Source organism: Cupriavidus sp. HMR-1, from assembly GCF_000319775.1.
GTDB lineage: Bacteria > Pseudomonadota > Gammaproteobacteria > Burkholderiales > Burkholderiaceae > Cupriavidus > Cupriavidus metallidurans.
On the sequence record NZ_ANKP01000240.1, the window covers coordinates 1 to 15,640 of the forward strand.

Sequence of the window (15,640 nt, forward strand, 5' to 3'; positions counted from 1 at the left end):
AGCGGGCGCCCACCGCGCCGCTGGCGACCTGGGCCACGGTCGCGGCCAGCGCTTCGGGCGACAACGCGAGCAGGTCGTGGGCGTGTGCCTCATCGGCCGACCACACCATCGACACCCGATTGCCCGGCAACGGCAGCATCGCCAGGATTTCGCCGTTGGCCGGCTCCTCGTCGGCCATCAGCTTCTCCGGCGCGCCCAGGAACCATTGCCAGGCAGTTTCCTGGTGCGGCAGTTCGCACTGGAAGTTGGCCACCACGCCAAGCTGACGATACCGCCGCTGCGTGGTGCCGATATGACATTGCTGGCGCACCCAGGACCGGGACCCGTCGGCCCCCACCAGCAAATTGGCGCGAACTTGCGCGCCGCTGGCCAGCGTCAGCGTCACACCGTCGACGTCGCGCTCGAGCCCGGTGGCCGTGTCGTCGAACCATTTCACCTGGTGCTGGAATCGCAGCGCCGTGTCGAGCACACGCTCGACGTGCCCAGATTCGACGATCCACGCGAGCTGCGGCACGGCGGCGGCGTAGGCCGAGAAATGCAGATCCCCATCGAGCGAGGGATCGGTCTCAGCAGCGCTCTCATCGCCAAACACACGCATATCGCGCACGGGCTGCACACGTGCAGGGTCCAGCGCCTCCCAGACACGCAGCCGCTCCAGCAGCGCCTGCGAACTGGCGGAAAACGCGTAGATGCGGGCATCCCAGTCATCGTCCCCCCGGCGGGCCCCCTCTGCAACGGGCCGGGGCGCCGCCAGCGCCACCTGCATACCCTGCTGCGCCAGCAGCAGCGCGCAGGCCTTGCCAACAATGCCGCCGCCGACCACGGCGACCTGGAAGCGGGAAGAGGAATTCGAGGACATGGAAGAAGTGACGGTGCGTGACACCGATGCGGCAGGTCCGGACATCCCTGAATTATAGCGACGTGACGGGGGCTCCATCCGCGTGATCGGTTCGGACACACATATGGACCGGTCTTGCCGATTGCCGCCCGGCAGGCGCACCCGACCGCCCGGAGCCGGCATTGCCGTCAAGACGATCTGCGCGGTCTGGCCCAAACCCTTTCTAATCAAGGCGTCCGATAGGGTTACTACGGTTACTAGGGTTACAATTGCCCCTTTCGTGCATGAAGCACGCGCAGGATCCGTGAGCCAACGCCGCGATCCGTGCTTGCTCGTCACTTCCCCGAATTCACTTCCGACTGTCATCGACTGGCGCCCACCGCGCGACAAGCCGCGCGCCAGGCAGTCGTAAGCCATTGACTTCAAAGGTTTACCATGAGCCTCAAATGCGGCATCGTCGGCCTGCCCAACGTCGGCAAGTCCACGCTGTTCAACGCCCTGACCAAGGCAGGCATCGCCGCCGAGAACTATCCGTTCTGCACCATCGAACCCAACGTGGGCGTCGTGGAAGTGCCGGACCAGAGGCTGGCCAAGCTGGCCGAGATCGTCAAGCCCGAGCGCATCCTGCCGGCGACGGTCGAGTTCGTCGACATCGCCGGTCTGGTGGCTGGCGCGTCGAAGGGTGAAGGCCTGGGCAACCAGTTCCTGGCCAACATCCGCGAAACCGACGCCATCACCCACGTGGTGCGCTGCTTCGAGGACGACAACGTGATCCACGTGGCCGGCAAGGTCGATCCGCTGTCGGACATCGAAGTCATCAACACCGAACTGGCCCTGGCCGATCTGGCCACGGTGGAAAAGGCCCTGGCCCGCTACATCAAGCCGGCCCGCGCCGGCGACAAGGAAGCCCTGCGCCTGGTGGCCGTGCTCGAAAAGGCCCAGGCTGTGCTGGACCAGGCCAAGGCCGTGCGCACGCTGGACCTGGCGCCGGAGGAATGGGAAGCCCTGCGCCCGTTCTGCCTGATCACCGCCAAGCCGACCATGTACGTGGCCAACGTGCGTGAAGACGGGTTCGAGAACAACCCGCACCTGGATGCCGTACGCGAGTACGCCAAGACCACCGGTTCGCCGGTGGTTGCCGTGTGCGCCGCCATCGAGGCCGAGATCGCCGATCTGGACGACGCCGACAAGGCTGAGTTCCTGGCCGACCTAGGCATGGAAGAGCCCGGCCTGGACCGCGTGATCCGCGCCGGCTTCAAGCTGCTCGGCCTGCAGACATACTTCACCGCTGGCGTGAAGGAAGTGCGCGCCTGGACCATCCACGTGGGCGACACTGCCCCGAAGGCCGCGGGCGTGATCCACACCGACTTCGAACGCGGCTTCATCCGCGCGCAGACGATCGCGTACGACGATTTCATCTCGTTCAAGGGCGAGCATGGTGCCAAGGAAGCCGGCAAGATGCGCGCCGAAGGCAAGGAATACGTGGTGCACGATGGCGACGTGATGAACTTCCTGTTCAACGTCTAAGCCATTCGGGACGCTTCCCGAGGTCCCGGACCATAAGAAAAGCCCACAACCCTGGAGGTTGTGGGCTTTTTTGTTTCAGCCAGTTCCGACGATGGGTATCGACGTTACGAACCGACCTTGAGCTGGCCGCCGCGACCCAGGCCGCCCTTCACTTCCTGCGCCTTGTAATTGCGCAGCGAGACGACCATGTTGTTGTAGGCGTCCATGAAGGCCGCCACGGTGGCCTTGCCCTCCGGCGTGCGCGAGAAGCCGCCAAGGCCGCCCGCCGCACCGCCGCCAAACGCACCCATTGCCGCGCCGAAGTTCGTAGCAGTGGCGTTGCCTTCCGAGATCGAAAGTTGCACACCTGAACGGATATCGAACATGGTCAGCGTCACGACCGAAGCCTTGCTCTGCATGGCGCCGCCCACGAGTGCGCCAACACCGCCGAACAGGCTACCCACGCCAGCCGCCAGCTGGCCCGTGGAGTCGTTGTCGATGATGATGGCCGGCTCCATGTAGTAGTCGGCAGCCACACGCTGGCCCTTCTGCTGGCGCGAACCGGCGCGGAATTCACCCGAGTTTCGCTGCTTGTCGGTGATGTTCGACAGCTTGCTTTCCGTGCGGTTGTTGCCGACGGACGTGATCACGAAGCAGTTCGATTGCTGCACCGCCAGGCGGATCAGCGGCTCGATGGTCGTGATCTTGGTGGCAGCGCCAAAGCTCGCATACCACTCCTTGCCGCGGCCATCATCCACGGCAAGCGTACCCAGCGGGGTATCGCAACGCTCCAGCGCCGGATTGGCGTTCACGCTGGTGGCGCCACCAGCCGCGCCGGTTGCCGCAGTCGCCGCCGTACCGGTGCTAATGGAGCCGCCTCCGAGGTTGGCGCAGCCGGCGAGTACCAGGGACGCGACCAAGGCGGCCGCGCGCAAGGAAATCTTATTGGACATGAAATCGTGTTCCTATTGAGAGAAATTGGGGAAAAATCAGTGGGGCGCAATCTGGCTTCGGACAGTCGATCCCTGGCCGCTCAGCCGCCTATCGCTGATACCAGCCGGAGGGGCCCCATACCCAGTAATACGGATAGCCGCTGTACCACGCGTACCAGGACTTTCGGTAGGCTTCGCGCACCTGGTACGCCGCCTGTTCGTCCTTCTTCGCGGCCTGGGCCTGCGGAATCAGCGCCGCCGCTTCCTTGTTGCCCTTGGCGGCCGCACGGCTCAGCCATGCCTCGGCTTCGGCCGGATCAGGGCCCATTTCCTCGAAGCCCATCAGATAGAGGCGGCCAAGCGCCAGTTGCGCCTGCACGTGGCCGTTGTCGCCAGCCTTGCGCATCCATTCCAGCGCCTGGTAGGTGTTGCGCTCCACGCCATCGCCACGCAGGAGGCGCAGGCCCAAGTCATAGGCCGCATTCGGATTCCCTTCGGCCTTCTGCGCCAACGCCTCCATGCGGCGATCGGATTCCGACGGCCCGGCCGGCGTGAACGTGGCGATGCGCCGATCCTGATCAGCACAGGTGTTGCCATTGCACAGCCGCACTGTCGGCGACTGCGACAACTGCGACGCCGGCGTCTGAGCACAGCCGGTCATTGCAAGGGCTGTCGGCAACACCAGGAGAGCAAAAGTTCGCATGGAAAGTATCGAGCGCGAGTGCATAGGCACGCGCGGTGTCTGAATTGGGTTATGCCTTTGGGGTGGCTGGCTTCTTGCGCTAGCGCACCAATGCGTATTGGCGAGAGCCTCGATCGTAGGCAAAGTGTTGGCGCGCGAGATGCGGAAATTTCCGAGACAAACACCTCTTCGATCCGGTTTTCCAAGGCGCACCCACTTGGGCGCAGATGATTCCGAAGCAATGACGAGGGCCTGTTGACATCAAGCCAGGACGTGTCGCGGAAGGCCATTAGCCTGCACAGGTTTTACGTCTGCCCTTTGGTCGTAACAGGAATGGTGCGAGGAGGAATGGTGCGAAGGATGTAGCGGGGTGATCTCTACGACGAACTCGGCAAGCTCATAGCGCAACAGACAGGGCTGGCGAACTGGCTCCGCCTGGCTCATGAATACTCCGAGTCAACGCCCAGGTTCGCCGGTCGCCGTAGATTGACGAGTGCATTCTTTTCCCGGAGTGCGTTGCTCAGGATTTGCCTCGCATGACGAGGGCCACTCACATTCCCGGCATGGATGACCCGTGAAGAAGAACCTGAGGAAGTCCCTTCGGGCATCCTGGTATCGCCTTCGGCAAAGGCTGCGGGATTCGCAGGGGTCGCCGACAGCGACGTCCGCAACAACGCGGTGTTCCTGCTGCCGCCCGCGAGGAGCGGGCGGCAGAGTCCCGCGCCAAACGTGAAGTGGGATCATGATGCAGCAGGCCGGCGAGGCGCCCTTGCAGCGCCTCGCTCACTACATCGGCGCCAGCTTGTCGTCGCGCATTCCCACCAGCAGGGCTTGCCCGCTGGCATCCACCCGGAACTCGCCGAACCTCGCCTTCGAGAAGCGCTCGGCATGCCCTTCCTGGAAGAACCAGGCATCGGTCGATACCTGCACGTTCGACCGCCCCCAGCGCGACGCGACATTCTGCACGCGCAGCAATTGCTCGCCGGCAGCCAGCGCCTCGCCCTTGTGCAGGCGCACGAAGTGCCCCTCGTTGCTGGCGTCGCGGCGAATCACCACCAGTTCGTCACGGCGATTCTCGGTCTGATCCTGGCCATACGCGGCCGACACTTCCATGCCGATGGCGAAATTCAGCGCCATGTAGTCGCCCTGCATCAGCGACCGTGGATCGACCGGCGCCAGCCGCAGATAGACCACATCGCCACGCGAGATCACGCGCTCCTTGCCGACGATGCCGGCCACGGCTACGGCGATGGTCAGCAGCCATCCAATCATGATCCAGCGTTTCATGCGATGGCCTCCTTGCGTGGCATACGGGTCAGCGCGAGCCGAGCGGCCAGCAGCAACACGCCAGCGGCGGCGAGCGTGACCGACTTGACGAGCAGCGTCCACTGCAGCGTGCTGTAGTACCAGATAAACCCGAGCAGAATCGCCGCGATGGCCAGCCCGATCCACGGCAACGACGCGCGCCGCAATGCCATGGCCAGCGCAAGCACGCCGGCCGTGACCGCCGGCGCCATCACCATCAGGCCGCTGAACGCCACAGCCAGCACCATCAGGCCGATACGAATACCGGCATCACAGCGAATGCGCGCGCCCTCGATCTGCGCGAACCCAACCAGGCAGACGCCGACCAACACGCCGGGCACCCAGTTGCCGGGAGTCTGCAAATGCCTGATGCCATCGAACAGGAACTCGGACGGAAGCGCGGTTCCAGTGATGATTAGCGCCGAAGACAGGCCGAACACCAACGTGGCGTCGGCGGCGGGCTCCCAGAGCGCATGTGTCCCGCGTGCCGCAATGCGTGCCTCGTTCAACACGAAGACCATCACGGCAGCCATCGCCAGCGCGCCCAGGATGCCCACCGTGAGCGGCATCATCAGGAACGGATTCCGCATGGAGCCGCCCAGCGCGATATACAGCGCGATGGTCGCTGCCGACCAGCCGCCAGTCACCGCCACGAACCGATGCAGCCGGTTCGGCACGATCACGAACAGCACGGCTTCCAGCGCGGTCACACCCAGCCAGAACACAGCGGTCTGCGAAAGCCGATCGATACCGAGGCTCTCGCCCACGCCAACGATCACCATGCCTTGTCCGCCCAGACTCGCGGCTAGCGCGAACTGGCCCAGCGCGATGCGTGCGCTGTCCTGACTGGTGGTCCGATACATCAGGATCGCCGCGCCAATCATCAGCAACCCGGTGATGGCGATAGCGGGGCCGTTGCCCCGCGTCACGGCGAACACGGAGCCCAGCAGGAACAATTGGGCGAACAGCGCGCCGAGCCAGCCCGCCGCGCCCATCAACAAGCGAATCGGCCACGGCATGCGAAGCGCGGGCGTGAAATCGCCCTGCACGGCACCGCGAGCGGCAAGTTGCTGCCACAGCAGGCGTTCGAATGGTTCGGTACTCATGCCGTCCTCCCGCTCTTTTCGCGCCATGCGCGCAGCAGCCACGTAGCAGCGACGACGGCCAGGCCGACCGTCAGCAGCGCGAGCAACAGGAACGATCCGAAATCGCCATAGGCATCGATCAGCCAGCGGCCCACCGCCGAGATGATGACGCCGATGCCGGTCAGGCAAATCAGGCTCAGCACGACGATATCGAAAGCGCGCCAGCGGAACCACGCGCCAAGCGCGACCAGCGCCACCGCGCTGATCAGCAGGCCGGAGCCTTCGACATGGCTGGTCAGCAGACTCATCAGTCCAACCCAGCCCGCATAGGCGCAAGCCAGGATGCCGATCAGCCGGGGACCGGTGACACCCCGGAAGCCCCAGCTACCCGCGCGGGCGGCCAGCACGTACCAGAGCGCTAACTGGACCACCGCGGCGCCCAGCAGGAACAGCATCGTTTCGCGCGCATGGTCCGCCGAGAACAGCAACTCGAACATGCCGCCCACGCCAAGTCGCACACTGCCATATCGCAGCAGCGCCACGTTCCCGACAACCAGCACGATCCACCAATGCGGCGCAGCCCGTGCGGCCAGCGCCCAGGGCAGCGCCAGCAGCGTCCAGAGCGCGAAGAGCTGCCAGGCATCGGCGCCGGTCTGGTAGGTCTGACCGATCACGGCCATCAGCACGCCGGACATGATCTGCGCGCCGCCCAACGCGGCGCGACCCGCCATATCGTCGGTCGGGCGCAACGAGGCAAAGCCAGCCAGCAGGGTCAGCAATGCCGCCAGCAGCCCGAACTTGGTGAATTTGTGGAGTGCCGCCCAATTGAAGGCGAAGAAGACGATCACGCCGGCGCATAGCAGCGCCGTCCCCAGTATCAGCAGCGCGCGGTCGAGCCAGCGGCGCCAGTCCATGCGATCGGGCAGCGTCGGCGCCCAGGCCGTGCTCAGGTCCGCCGCATCGAGGCGACCCTGGGCACACCAGTCAGCAAGCGCCTGCTGCGCGGCGCGGCGATTTGAGAAGGTTTCCAAACCGTCGATCTCCCGAATGTCGGCATGGATCGCAATGTAACAAAAACGCGCTCGGCCAACGCATGGCTGTCACCAATTGATGACCAATTGATATGCACGGCGCGCGGGCCTTTCGCCCCCGCTGGCACACCGGTATGCTGGCGCTCTCTCCGTTTCCCGCGTTTTCCGCCCTGCCTGCCATGACCCTCGGCATTCTTGCCGCCCTCCACGATGAAGTCGACGGGCTGATCGCCGCCATGCGCCACGAGGACGCGCGCGCCACGAAGCGCACGATCGGGATGCGCGATTACTACAGCGGCACGCTGCACGGCCAGCCGGTGGTGCTGGTGTTGGCACGGATCGGCAAGGTGGCCGCGGCGGCCACGACTGTCACGCTGATCCGCGAGTTCGGTGTGAATGAGATCGTCTTCTCCGGCCTGGCCGGCGGTGTCGGCCCGGAGGTTCGGGTGGGCGATATCGTGGTGGCCGACCGCACCGTCCAGCACGATCTGGACGCCCGGCCGCTGTTCCCGCGCCACGAGGTGCCGTTGCTCGCCCGGACCGAATTCCCGGCCGATCCCGGCCTCACCGGTGCTTTGCGCCAGGCCGCCGAGGACTTCCTTCGGCAAGATCTGGCCACTGAAGTCCCGGATGGCGTGCTGGCTCGCTTCGGGGTGCGCGATCCGCGCCTGCACGTGGGGATGATCGCCAGCGGCGACCAGTTCATCGGCTCGCCGGCGGCGGTCAGCGGATTGCGCGAGCAATTGCCGGCGCTGCAGGCTGTGGAAATGGAAGGCGCCGCCCTGGCGCAGATCTGCTACGAATATGGCGTGCCCTACGCGCTGCTGCGAACGATCTCGGACCGGGCCGACGACACCGCGCATGTGGATTTTTCGTCATTTTTACGTGACGTCGCCAGTCACTACTCCGGGGCGATCCTGCGTCGATTCCTTGATGCAAAGGCTTGAATCCCGACAAAATCGCTCGGAGATTCCTGACTTTTTTGTCTGTTCACCCGTTACCGACGCGGACGCGCAACACCCCAGACACCCACGAGCACGGCCGCGCCGATGATCGCCGCACCCCAGCCAAGCAGTTGGCCATCGGTGAACAAATGCGCCGCGCGTCCGGTGTAGAAAGCGGCCAGCGCACCCGCCACGCCCAGCACCAGCGCGGCTGGCAGGCTGACGACGCGTCCGGACGGATGCATCTGCCGCCCCGCCAGTCCAACCACTGCGCCCACCACCGCCAAGCCGAGCATCCGCTTCCTCCGTGTCATTCGTGTCGTTTCGGCCACTTTCCAGCGGCCACGGCATAACAATACTGCAGGTGGAACAAATCGCCTCGATTCCCTGCAACCCCGCAGGCGAGCGGTATAATGACCATCGCTTCCGGCGAAGTTCCGGATGGCACGCAAACCCCACAAATGCAACTGCTCGCGATCGGTATCAATCACACCACGGCACCCGTCTCGCTCCGCGAACGTGTGGCGTTTCCGCTTGAGCAGATCAAACCCGCGCTTGGCGCGCTGCGCACCCACCTCTCGGGTCGCAACGGTACCGAAGCCGCCATTCTCTCCACCTGCAACCGCACCGAGATCTACTGCGCGACCGACGTGCTGAAGCCGGGCGAGGAAGGTTTCGAGCACACGCTGCGCTGGCTGGCGCAGCATCACAACGTCCCCGCTTCGGAATTGGCACCGCACCTGTACGCACTGCCCCAGTCGGAAGCCGTGCGCCATGCGTTTCGCGTGGCCAGCGGCCTGGACTCGATGGTGCTCGGCGAAACGCAGATCCTGGGGCAGTTGAAGGATGCGGTGCGCACCGCCGGTGAGGCCGGCGCGCTGGGCACGTACCTGAACCAGCTTTTCCAGCGCACGTTCGCGGTGGCCAAGGAAGTCCGCGGCCAGACCGAGATCGGCGCGCATTCGGTGTCGATGGCGGCCGCGGCGGTTCGCCTGGCGCAGCGCATTTTCGAGAGCGTCTCGACGCAGCGCGTGCTGTTCATCGGCGCCGGCGAGATGATCGAACTGTGCGCCACGCACTTCGCCGCGCAGATGCCGCGCCAGATCGTGGTGGCAAACCGTACGGTCGAGCGCGGCGAGAAGCTGGCAGAACAGTTGTCCGGGCAGGGGCTGACCACCCAGGCGATCCGCCTGCAGGACCTTGGCGACCGTCTGCACGAATTCGACATCGTCGTCTCCTGCACCGCGAGCTCGCTGCCGATCATCGGCCTGGGCGCGGTCGAACGCGCGGTCAAGCGCCGCAAGCATCGCCCGATCATGATGGTCGATCTTGCCGTGCCGCGTGACGTGGAGCCCGAAGTCGCACGCCTGGACGACGTGTTCCTGTACACCGTCGACGACCTTGGCGCCGTCGTGCGCGAAGGCAACGCGCTGCGTCAGGCTGCCGTGGCGCAGGCCGAGGCCATCATCGATTCCCGCGTGCTGAATTTCATGCACTGGCTGGAGACGCGCAGCGTCGTGCCCGTCATCCGCGAACTGCAATCGCAGGGCGAGGCGATCCGCCAGGCCGAAGTCGAACGCGCACGCCGGATGCTGGCGCGCGGTGACGACCCCGCGGCCGTGCTCGAGGCGCTCTCCGGCGCGCTGACCCGCAAGTTCCTGCACGGCCCGACCCACGCGCTGAACCACACCCAGGGCGAGGACCGCGAGGCGCTGCTGCGCCTGGTACCGGGCCTGTTCCGCCACAGCAGCCACTCCGAGCGCTAGCCGCTCCCTGCTTCAACGCTGGCGCGCGCCAGCGTCCGGCATCCGCGTGTCGATCCGCGCGGCCCGCCAATGCCCCCCCTGCGACTCCGAATTCCTCCGCCAATATGAAAGCCAGCATCTCCACCAAGCTCGACCAATTGGCCGAACGACTCGATGAAGTCAACGCCCTGCTCGCCCGCGAAGACGCGACGGCGAACATGGACCAGTACCGCAAACTGTCGCGCGAACATGCCGAGCTGTCGCCGGTGGCGGAGCAGTACGGCCAGTATCGCCAGGCCCAGGACGACCTGGCCACGGCGCAGGCGCTGCTCGACGACCCAGAGATGAAGGAGTTTGCGGCCGATGAAATCGACGCGGCTCGCGAGCGTCTCCAGTCACTCGAAAACTCGCTGCAGACCCTGTTGCTGCCGAAGGATCCGAACGACGACCGCAACCTGTTGCTCGAAATCCGCGCCGGCACTGGCGGCGAGGAAAGCGCGCTTTTCGCCGCCGACCTGCTCCGCATGTACACGCGTTATGCGGAACGTCGACGCTGGCAGGTCGAGATCATGAGCGAGTCGCCCTCGGACCTTGGCGGTTACAAGGAAGTGATCGTCCGGATCGCTGGCGATGCCGCGTTTTCCCGGCTCAAGTTCGAGTCGGGCGGCCATCGCGTGCAGCGTGTGCCGGCCACCGAATCGCAGGGTCGCATCCATACGTCGGCCTGTACCGTGGCCGTCATGCCGGAAGCGGACGAGGTTGGGGAAGTCGAGATCAACCCATCGGATCTGCGCGTTGACACGTTCCGCGCGTCGGGTGCGGGCGGCCAGCACGTGAACAAGACCGACTCCGCCGTGCGCCTGACCCACCTGCCGACGGGCATCGTGGTCGAATGTCAGGACGACCGGAGCCAGCATCGCAACAAGGAAAAAGCGATGAAAGTGCTGGCAGCGCGCATCAAGGACATGCAGCTCCGCGCGGCGCAGGCCAAGGAGGCCAGCACGCGCCGCAACCTGATCGGTTCTGGCGACCGCAGCGACCGCATCCGCACCTACAATTTCCCGCAGGGCCGGGTGACGGATCACCGTATCAACCTGACGCTCTACAAGATCGACATGATCATGGATGGCGACCTCGACGAGCTGATTTCCGCACTCTCCGCCGAGCACCAGGCCGACCAGTTGGCCGCCCTGGGTGAGGAATCCTGAATATGTAACTGAGGTAAATGCTTGAAACAGCACTAGCCGGGAAAGACGCACTGTCTATAATCGATTTCGACCAGACCACCCCGATGCGTCACTTTCAAGGCTCAAGGGTTCCGAAGTCTGGATGGAAGTTCACTCCTCCAACAGACATACAAGGATGAAATCATGAAAAAACTGCTCGCTCTGCTGATGATCACCGCCGCCCTGACCGCCTGCGGCAAGAAGGAAGAGGCTCCGCAAACGAATACCGACGCCGCAATGCAGAACGCAGCGGACTCGGCCAAGGCCGCCGCCAGCAGCGCAGCCGCCGCCGCATCGGATGCCGCGGATGCCGCCAAGGCTGCCGCCAGCGATGCCGCCGCCGATGTCTCGGCTGCCGCCGACAAGGCCAAGGCCGATGCCGGCAGCGCGATGTCCGCCGCCAAGGATGCAGCCAAGGACGCCGTCAACTCCGCCGCCGACAAGGCCAAGGACGCCGTCAACAAGTAAATCCCCTACGTGATTCAGCGCGCGGCGGGGCCGGAATCGGCTTACACTAGGCGCTAATCACAAAATGCCGCGCAAAACCCCGTCGGGATGTTCCGACGGGGTTTTTTGCAAACTGGCGTACCGGTTCCCCAGATGGTCGAAGTCAGTAGTAAGCCGATGTCCCCGAATCCTCAGGGCGCGCTGCCGCCCGCCCCCACGCTGCGCGAGGCCCTGACCCTCGCAGCCATCGCCGGCCTGCCAGTGCTGGAGGCCCGCATGCTGCTCTCGCATGTGACTGGATTCACGCGCACGCAGCTGATCACGCGTGACAACGACCACCTGGACGCACCCAAACGTGACGCATTTGCCACGTTGCTGGCCCGCCGGCTCACTGGGGAGCCCATGGCGTATCTGATTGGGGAGCGTGAGTTCTTCGGCCGAACCTTCCGCGTGACGCCCGATGTGCTGATCCCCCGTCCGGATACCGAAGTGGCCGCCGAGGCATCGCTGGCACGCATTGCCGACGTCAAGGCGCCACGCGTGCTGGACATGGGCACGGGCTCGGGCATCCTGGCCGTGACGATCGCCCGCGAGCGCCCCGACGCCGATGTCTGGGCCACCGATATCTCCCGTGGCGCGCTGATGGTGGCGGAAGACAACGCCCGCGCGCTTCAGGCCGACAACATCCGATTCCTGGTTTCCGACTGGTATGAGGATTTGCCGGTCGGATTGTGCTTCAACCTTATCGTCAGCAATCCGCCGTACATCGCTGAGGGTGACCCCCATCTGGTGGAAGGCGACCTGCGGTTCGAGCCGATCGACGCCCTGACCGATCATGAAGACGGCCTGAGCGACCTGGCCACCATCGTGGCGGGCGCCACCGCGCGGCTGCTACCGGGCGGCTGGCTGCTGATGGAACACGGTTACGACCAGGGCGCCGCCATGCGCGCGCAGCTGGCCGAGGCGGGCTTTGTCGAGGTTTTCACCTCGCGCGATCTGGCCGGGCTCGAGCGCTGCAGCGGTGGCCGCCTGCCCGGTTGATTTCCGGCCCGAATACCCCTACCTGAAGGCAAGGCGCGAATCCGGTAAAATCCGGACCGCTCCCCCCATTTCAGCGGTGCCAGCCTGGCGCCGCGCGCAACCAGAACGCATATCAATCATGAGTGACGTACAGCAGAAGATCGACCAGATCGTGAAGGGCAGCCCCGTGGTCCTGTTCATGAAGGGCACCGCGCAATTTCCGATGTGCGGTTTCTCGGGCCGGGCCATCCAGATCCTGAAGGCATGTGGCGTAGACGCCCCGACCACGGTCAACGTGCTCGAAGACGAAGGAATCCGCCAGGGCATCAAGGAATACGCCAACTGGCCGACGATTCCGCAGCTCTACGTGAACGGCGAGTTCATTGGCGGTTCGGACATCATGATGGAGATGTACCAGAACGGCGAACTGCAATCGCTGCTGAAGGCTTGATGGCCTGACGGCCTTCACGCTCCAGCCCATCATGCCTGTGACCAACGGCGGCGCGCCGCAACGGCTGATCATCGCCATCACGGGCGCGACGGGCGCCATCTACGGCGTCCGGCTCCTGCAAGCGCTCCAGGGGGCGGCCGATGTGGAAACGCATCTGCTGATGTCGCCCGCCGGCGTGATGAACCTGCAGCACGAACTCGACATGGGCCGCGCCGAAGTGGAAGCGCTGGCCGATGTGGTTCACAACGTGCGCGACATCGGCGCGACGATCGCCAGCGGATCCTTCCGCGCCAACGCGATGATCGTGGCGCCCTGCTCGATGCGCACCCTCGCGGCAATCGCCCACGGCCTTTCCGACAACCTCATCACGCGCGCGGCGGACGTCACGCTCAAGGAGCGGCGCAAGCTGGTGCTGATGGTGCGGGAAACACCGCTGAATCTGGCGCATCTGCGCAATATGACCGCGGTGACGGAAATGGGCGGAATCGTGTTCCCGCCGGTGCCCGGGTTCTACCAGAAGCCGCAGACAATCGACGAGCTGGTCGACCACACGGTCGGACGAGTACTCGACCTGGTCGATCTGCGCGAGATCGGCGAAAAGCTCGCGCCCGGTTGGGGTGGGCTGAACAGCAGCGCGGAAGATTGAAGCACTGACGCCAGCCAGGCACACCCCTCTCCCAGTGGTGGACGAGGGATGTGCCCACCATTCGCCTTACCAGTGGTAATAGCGACGGCCGTAGTAGCCGTAGTAACCGCCATACGGCCGCACCACCACGGCAGGCGGCCCCACATAGACCGGCGCGGGGGCCACAGCGATCGGCGCCGGCGCCACGGCTGGTCCGTACGGCGTGGGGTACACCGCGCAACCGCCAAGCATGGCTGCGCCAGCCACTGCCAAACCCATCAATATTGTTTTCATTTCCGCGTCCTTGTAGTGATGCTGCTACCTGCAAGAACGTTATACGGGTGGGTCTGGTAATACAGCGTCAAGCTGCTGTAACCCTTGTTACGATTCGCAACGTATTCGCGCATGTATATACGCGCGCTTTACTCACACATCCGCACATATATCCGATCAAACGTCGAAGCGGATACCCTGTGCCAGCGGCAACGCATCGCCATAGTTGATGGTGTTCGTAGCACGCCGCATGTAGCCCTTCCACGCATCCGAGCCTGATTCCCGACCACCGCCGGTCGCCTTTTCGCCGCCAAAGGCGCCGCCGATTTCCGCGCCACTGGTGCCGATATTGACGTTGGCGATGCCGCAATCGCTGCCCGCCGATGACAGAAACCGCTCGGCTTCCCGCAGCGACTCGGTGAAGATGCACGACGACAGCCCGTGCGACGCTGCATTATTGAGCGCGATGGCCTCGTCCAGCGAGGTGTATGGCATCAGATAGAGAATCGGCGCGAAGGTCTCGGTCAGCATCGTGTCGTGCTGCGCGTCGGTCAGTACCAGCGCGGGCCGCACGTAGCAGGCATGGGGATAGCGGTCGCCAAGCAGTCGCTCCCCGCCGTGCACGACGTTCCCTTGGGCACGGCAACTCGCCAGCGCATTGGCCATCGTATCGCCCGCCGCATGATCGATCAGCGGCCCCACCAACGTGCCGTCTTCCAGCGGATCGCCAACCGGCAGCCGGGCGAACACTTGTTTCAGCCGATTGGCGACGGTCTCGATCAGATCGGCATGGACGAAGGCGCGCCGCAACGTGGTGCAGCGCTGTCCGGCTGTGCCCGCCGCCGCGAACGTCATCGCGCGAATCGTCATTTCAAGATCGGCCGATGGCGTGACGATGGCCGCGTTGTTGCCGCCGAGCTCGAGAATCGCCCGCTTGAAATGCGCGGCACAGGCCATGCCGACTTCGCGGCCCATGCGCGTCGATCCGGTCGCGCTCATCAAGCGCACGGCCGGATGCTGCACGAGGTGCTCGCCAAGCTGGCGGCCGCCGGTCAGCACGCAGCTGAGTCCGTCGAACTGTGGCGCGTGGCGTTCGAATACGCGATCGAGCAAACCCTGCGCAGCCAGCGCGCAAAGCGGTGTCTTTTCCGACGGCTTCCACACCACGCCGTTGCCGCAGACCAGCGCCAGCGCGGCATTCCACGCCCACACGGCCACCGGAAAATTGAAGGCCGAAATCACGCCGCACAGGCCATATGGATGCCAGGTTTCGCGCATCGCGTGCGCGGGCCGCTCCGAGGCGATCGTCAGTCCGTGCAACTGTCGCGACAGCCCTACCGCGAAGTCGCAGATGTCGATCATCTCCTGCACTTCGCCAAGGCCTTCCTGCAGGATCTTGCCGGACTCCAGCGAGACCAGTCGCCCGAGCGCATCCTTGTTCGCGCGCAGCGCCTCGCCAAAGCGCCGCACCACCTCGCCCCGCGCTGGCGCCGGTGTCAGCGCCCAGGTGGTCTGGGCCGCATGGGCGCG

General features: G+C 65.0%; 17 protein-coding genes. 8 read left to right on the forward strand and 9 right to left on the reverse strand.

Annotated elements, in window-relative coordinates; translation table 11 throughout:
* Nucleotides 1-859: FAD-dependent monooxygenase (locus D769_RS25315; protein WP_008650855.1), on the reverse strand; the 859-nt coding region annotated here is incomplete at its 3' end.
* Between the two features lie 414 nt (nucleotides 860-1,273).
* Between D769_RS25315 and ychF the strand changes: the two genes are divergently transcribed.
* Entirely contained in the window at nucleotides 1,274-2,365 is a 1,092-nt protein-coding gene (gene ychF, locus D769_RS25320; protein ID WP_008650857.1) for a redox-regulated ATPase YchF, read from the forward strand.
* 104 nt (nucleotides 2,366-2,469) lie between these two features.
* Here the strand turns inward: ychF and D769_RS25325 are convergent, their stop codons facing one another.
* The 5 genes from D769_RS25325 to D769_RS25345 form a co-directional block, all read right to left on the reverse strand.
* The gene (locus D769_RS25325; RefSeq protein WP_008650858.1) at nucleotides 2,470-3,297 is read right to left on the reverse strand and encodes a hypothetical protein; all 828 of its coding nucleotides are present in this window, start codon (nucleotides 3,295-3,297) and stop codon (nucleotides 2,470-2,472) included.
* 88 nt (nucleotides 3,298-3,385) lie between these two features.
* Nucleotides 3,386-3,979 carry a tetratricopeptide repeat protein gene (locus D769_RS25330; RefSeq protein ID WP_040011253.1) on the reverse strand — a complete coding sequence of 198 codons (594 nt, stop codon included), beginning with the start codon at nucleotides 3,977-3,979 and terminating at the stop codon, nucleotides 3,386-3,388.
* A 765-nt stretch (nucleotides 3,980-4,744) separates the two neighbouring features.
* Nucleotides 4,745-5,245 carry a GDYXXLXY domain-containing protein gene (locus D769_RS25335; RefSeq protein ID WP_008650864.1) on the reverse strand — a complete coding sequence of 167 codons (501 nt, stop codon included), beginning with the start codon at nucleotides 5,243-5,245 and terminating at the stop codon, nucleotides 4,745-4,747.
* A complete protein-coding gene (locus D769_RS25340; protein ID WP_008650865.1) occupies nucleotides 5,242-6,369 on the reverse strand; it encodes a DUF4401 domain-containing protein in 1,128 nt (375 codons plus the stop codon). Before D769_RS25340 ends, D769_RS25335 begins: the two co-directional genes overlap by 4 nt.
* On the reverse strand, nucleotides 6,366-7,379 hold the full coding sequence (locus D769_RS25345) for a DUF2157 domain-containing protein (RefSeq protein WP_008650866.1): 1,014 nt from the start codon (nucleotides 7,377-7,379) through the stop codon (nucleotides 6,366-6,368). The genes D769_RS25340 and D769_RS25345 overlap by 4 nt, the downstream gene beginning before the upstream one ends.
* Nucleotides 7,380-7,558: 179 nt before the next feature.
* Between D769_RS25345 and D769_RS25350 the strand changes: the two genes are divergently transcribed.
* Nucleotides 7,559-8,326 (forward strand): 5'-methylthioadenosine/adenosylhomocysteine nucleosidase, encoded by a 768-nt coding sequence (locus tag D769_RS25350; protein ID WP_029308600.1) that lies wholly within the window; start codon nucleotides 7,559-7,561, stop codon nucleotides 8,324-8,326.
* A gap of 50 nt (nucleotides 8,327-8,376) precedes the next feature.
* Here D769_RS25350 and D769_RS25355 read toward each other — a convergent pair whose 3' ends face one another.
* Nucleotides 8,377-8,619, reverse strand: coding sequence for a hypothetical protein (locus D769_RS25355; protein WP_008650870.1), 243 nt, complete (start codon nucleotides 8,617-8,619; stop codon nucleotides 8,377-8,379).
* Between the two features lie 165 nt (nucleotides 8,620-8,784).
* Between D769_RS25355 and hemA the strand changes: the two genes are divergently transcribed.
* From hemA to D769_RS25385, 6 genes are all read left to right on the forward strand, one after another.
* The gene (hemA, locus tag D769_RS25360; protein ID WP_008650871.1) at nucleotides 8,785-10,089 is read left to right on the forward strand and encodes a glutamyl-tRNA reductase; all 1,305 of its coding nucleotides are present in this window, start codon (nucleotides 8,785-8,787) and stop codon (nucleotides 10,087-10,089) included.
* A gap of 104 nt (nucleotides 10,090-10,193) precedes the next feature.
* Nucleotides 10,194-11,276: a peptide chain release factor 1 gene (gene prfA, locus D769_RS25365; RefSeq protein ID WP_008650872.1), complete on the forward strand. Its 1,083-nt coding sequence runs from the start codon at nucleotides 10,194-10,196 to the stop codon at nucleotides 11,274-11,276.
* A gap of 162 nt (nucleotides 11,277-11,438) precedes the next feature.
* Nucleotides 11,439-11,762: a hypothetical protein gene (locus D769_RS25370; RefSeq protein WP_008650873.1), complete on the forward strand. Its 324-nt coding sequence runs from the start codon at nucleotides 11,439-11,441 to the stop codon at nucleotides 11,760-11,762.
* Nucleotides 11,763-11,918: 156 nt separating this feature from the next.
* Complete coding sequence (gene prmC, locus D769_RS25375) at nucleotides 11,919-12,782, forward strand: peptide chain release factor N(5)-glutamine methyltransferase (protein WP_008650875.1); 864 nt, start codon at nucleotides 11,919-11,921, stop codon at nucleotides 12,780-12,782.
* A gap of 118 nt (nucleotides 12,783-12,900) precedes the next feature.
* Nucleotides 12,901-13,212, forward strand: a complete 312-nt coding sequence (gene grxD, locus D769_RS25380; protein ID WP_008650878.1) for a Grx4 family monothiol glutaredoxin — start codon at nucleotides 12,901-12,903, stop codon at nucleotides 13,210-13,212.
* A 31-nt stretch (nucleotides 13,213-13,243) separates the two neighbouring features.
* A complete protein-coding gene (locus D769_RS25385) occupies nucleotides 13,244-13,858 on the forward strand; it encodes a UbiX family flavin prenyltransferase (protein WP_008650880.1) in 615 nt (204 codons plus the stop codon).
* A gap of 66 nt (nucleotides 13,859-13,924) precedes the next feature.
* Here the strand turns inward: D769_RS25385 and D769_RS25390 are convergent, their stop codons facing one another.
* Together D769_RS25390 and D769_RS25395 are read right to left on the reverse strand one after the other, a co-directional pair.
* On the reverse strand, nucleotides 13,925-14,131 hold the full coding sequence (locus D769_RS25390) for a hypothetical protein (protein WP_024570337.1): 207 nt from the start codon (nucleotides 14,129-14,131) through the stop codon (nucleotides 13,925-13,927).
* A 156-nt stretch (nucleotides 14,132-14,287) separates the two neighbouring features.
* Nucleotides 14,288-15,640: aldehyde dehydrogenase family protein (locus D769_RS25395; RefSeq protein ID WP_008650884.1), on the reverse strand; the 1,353-nt coding region annotated here is incomplete at its 5' end.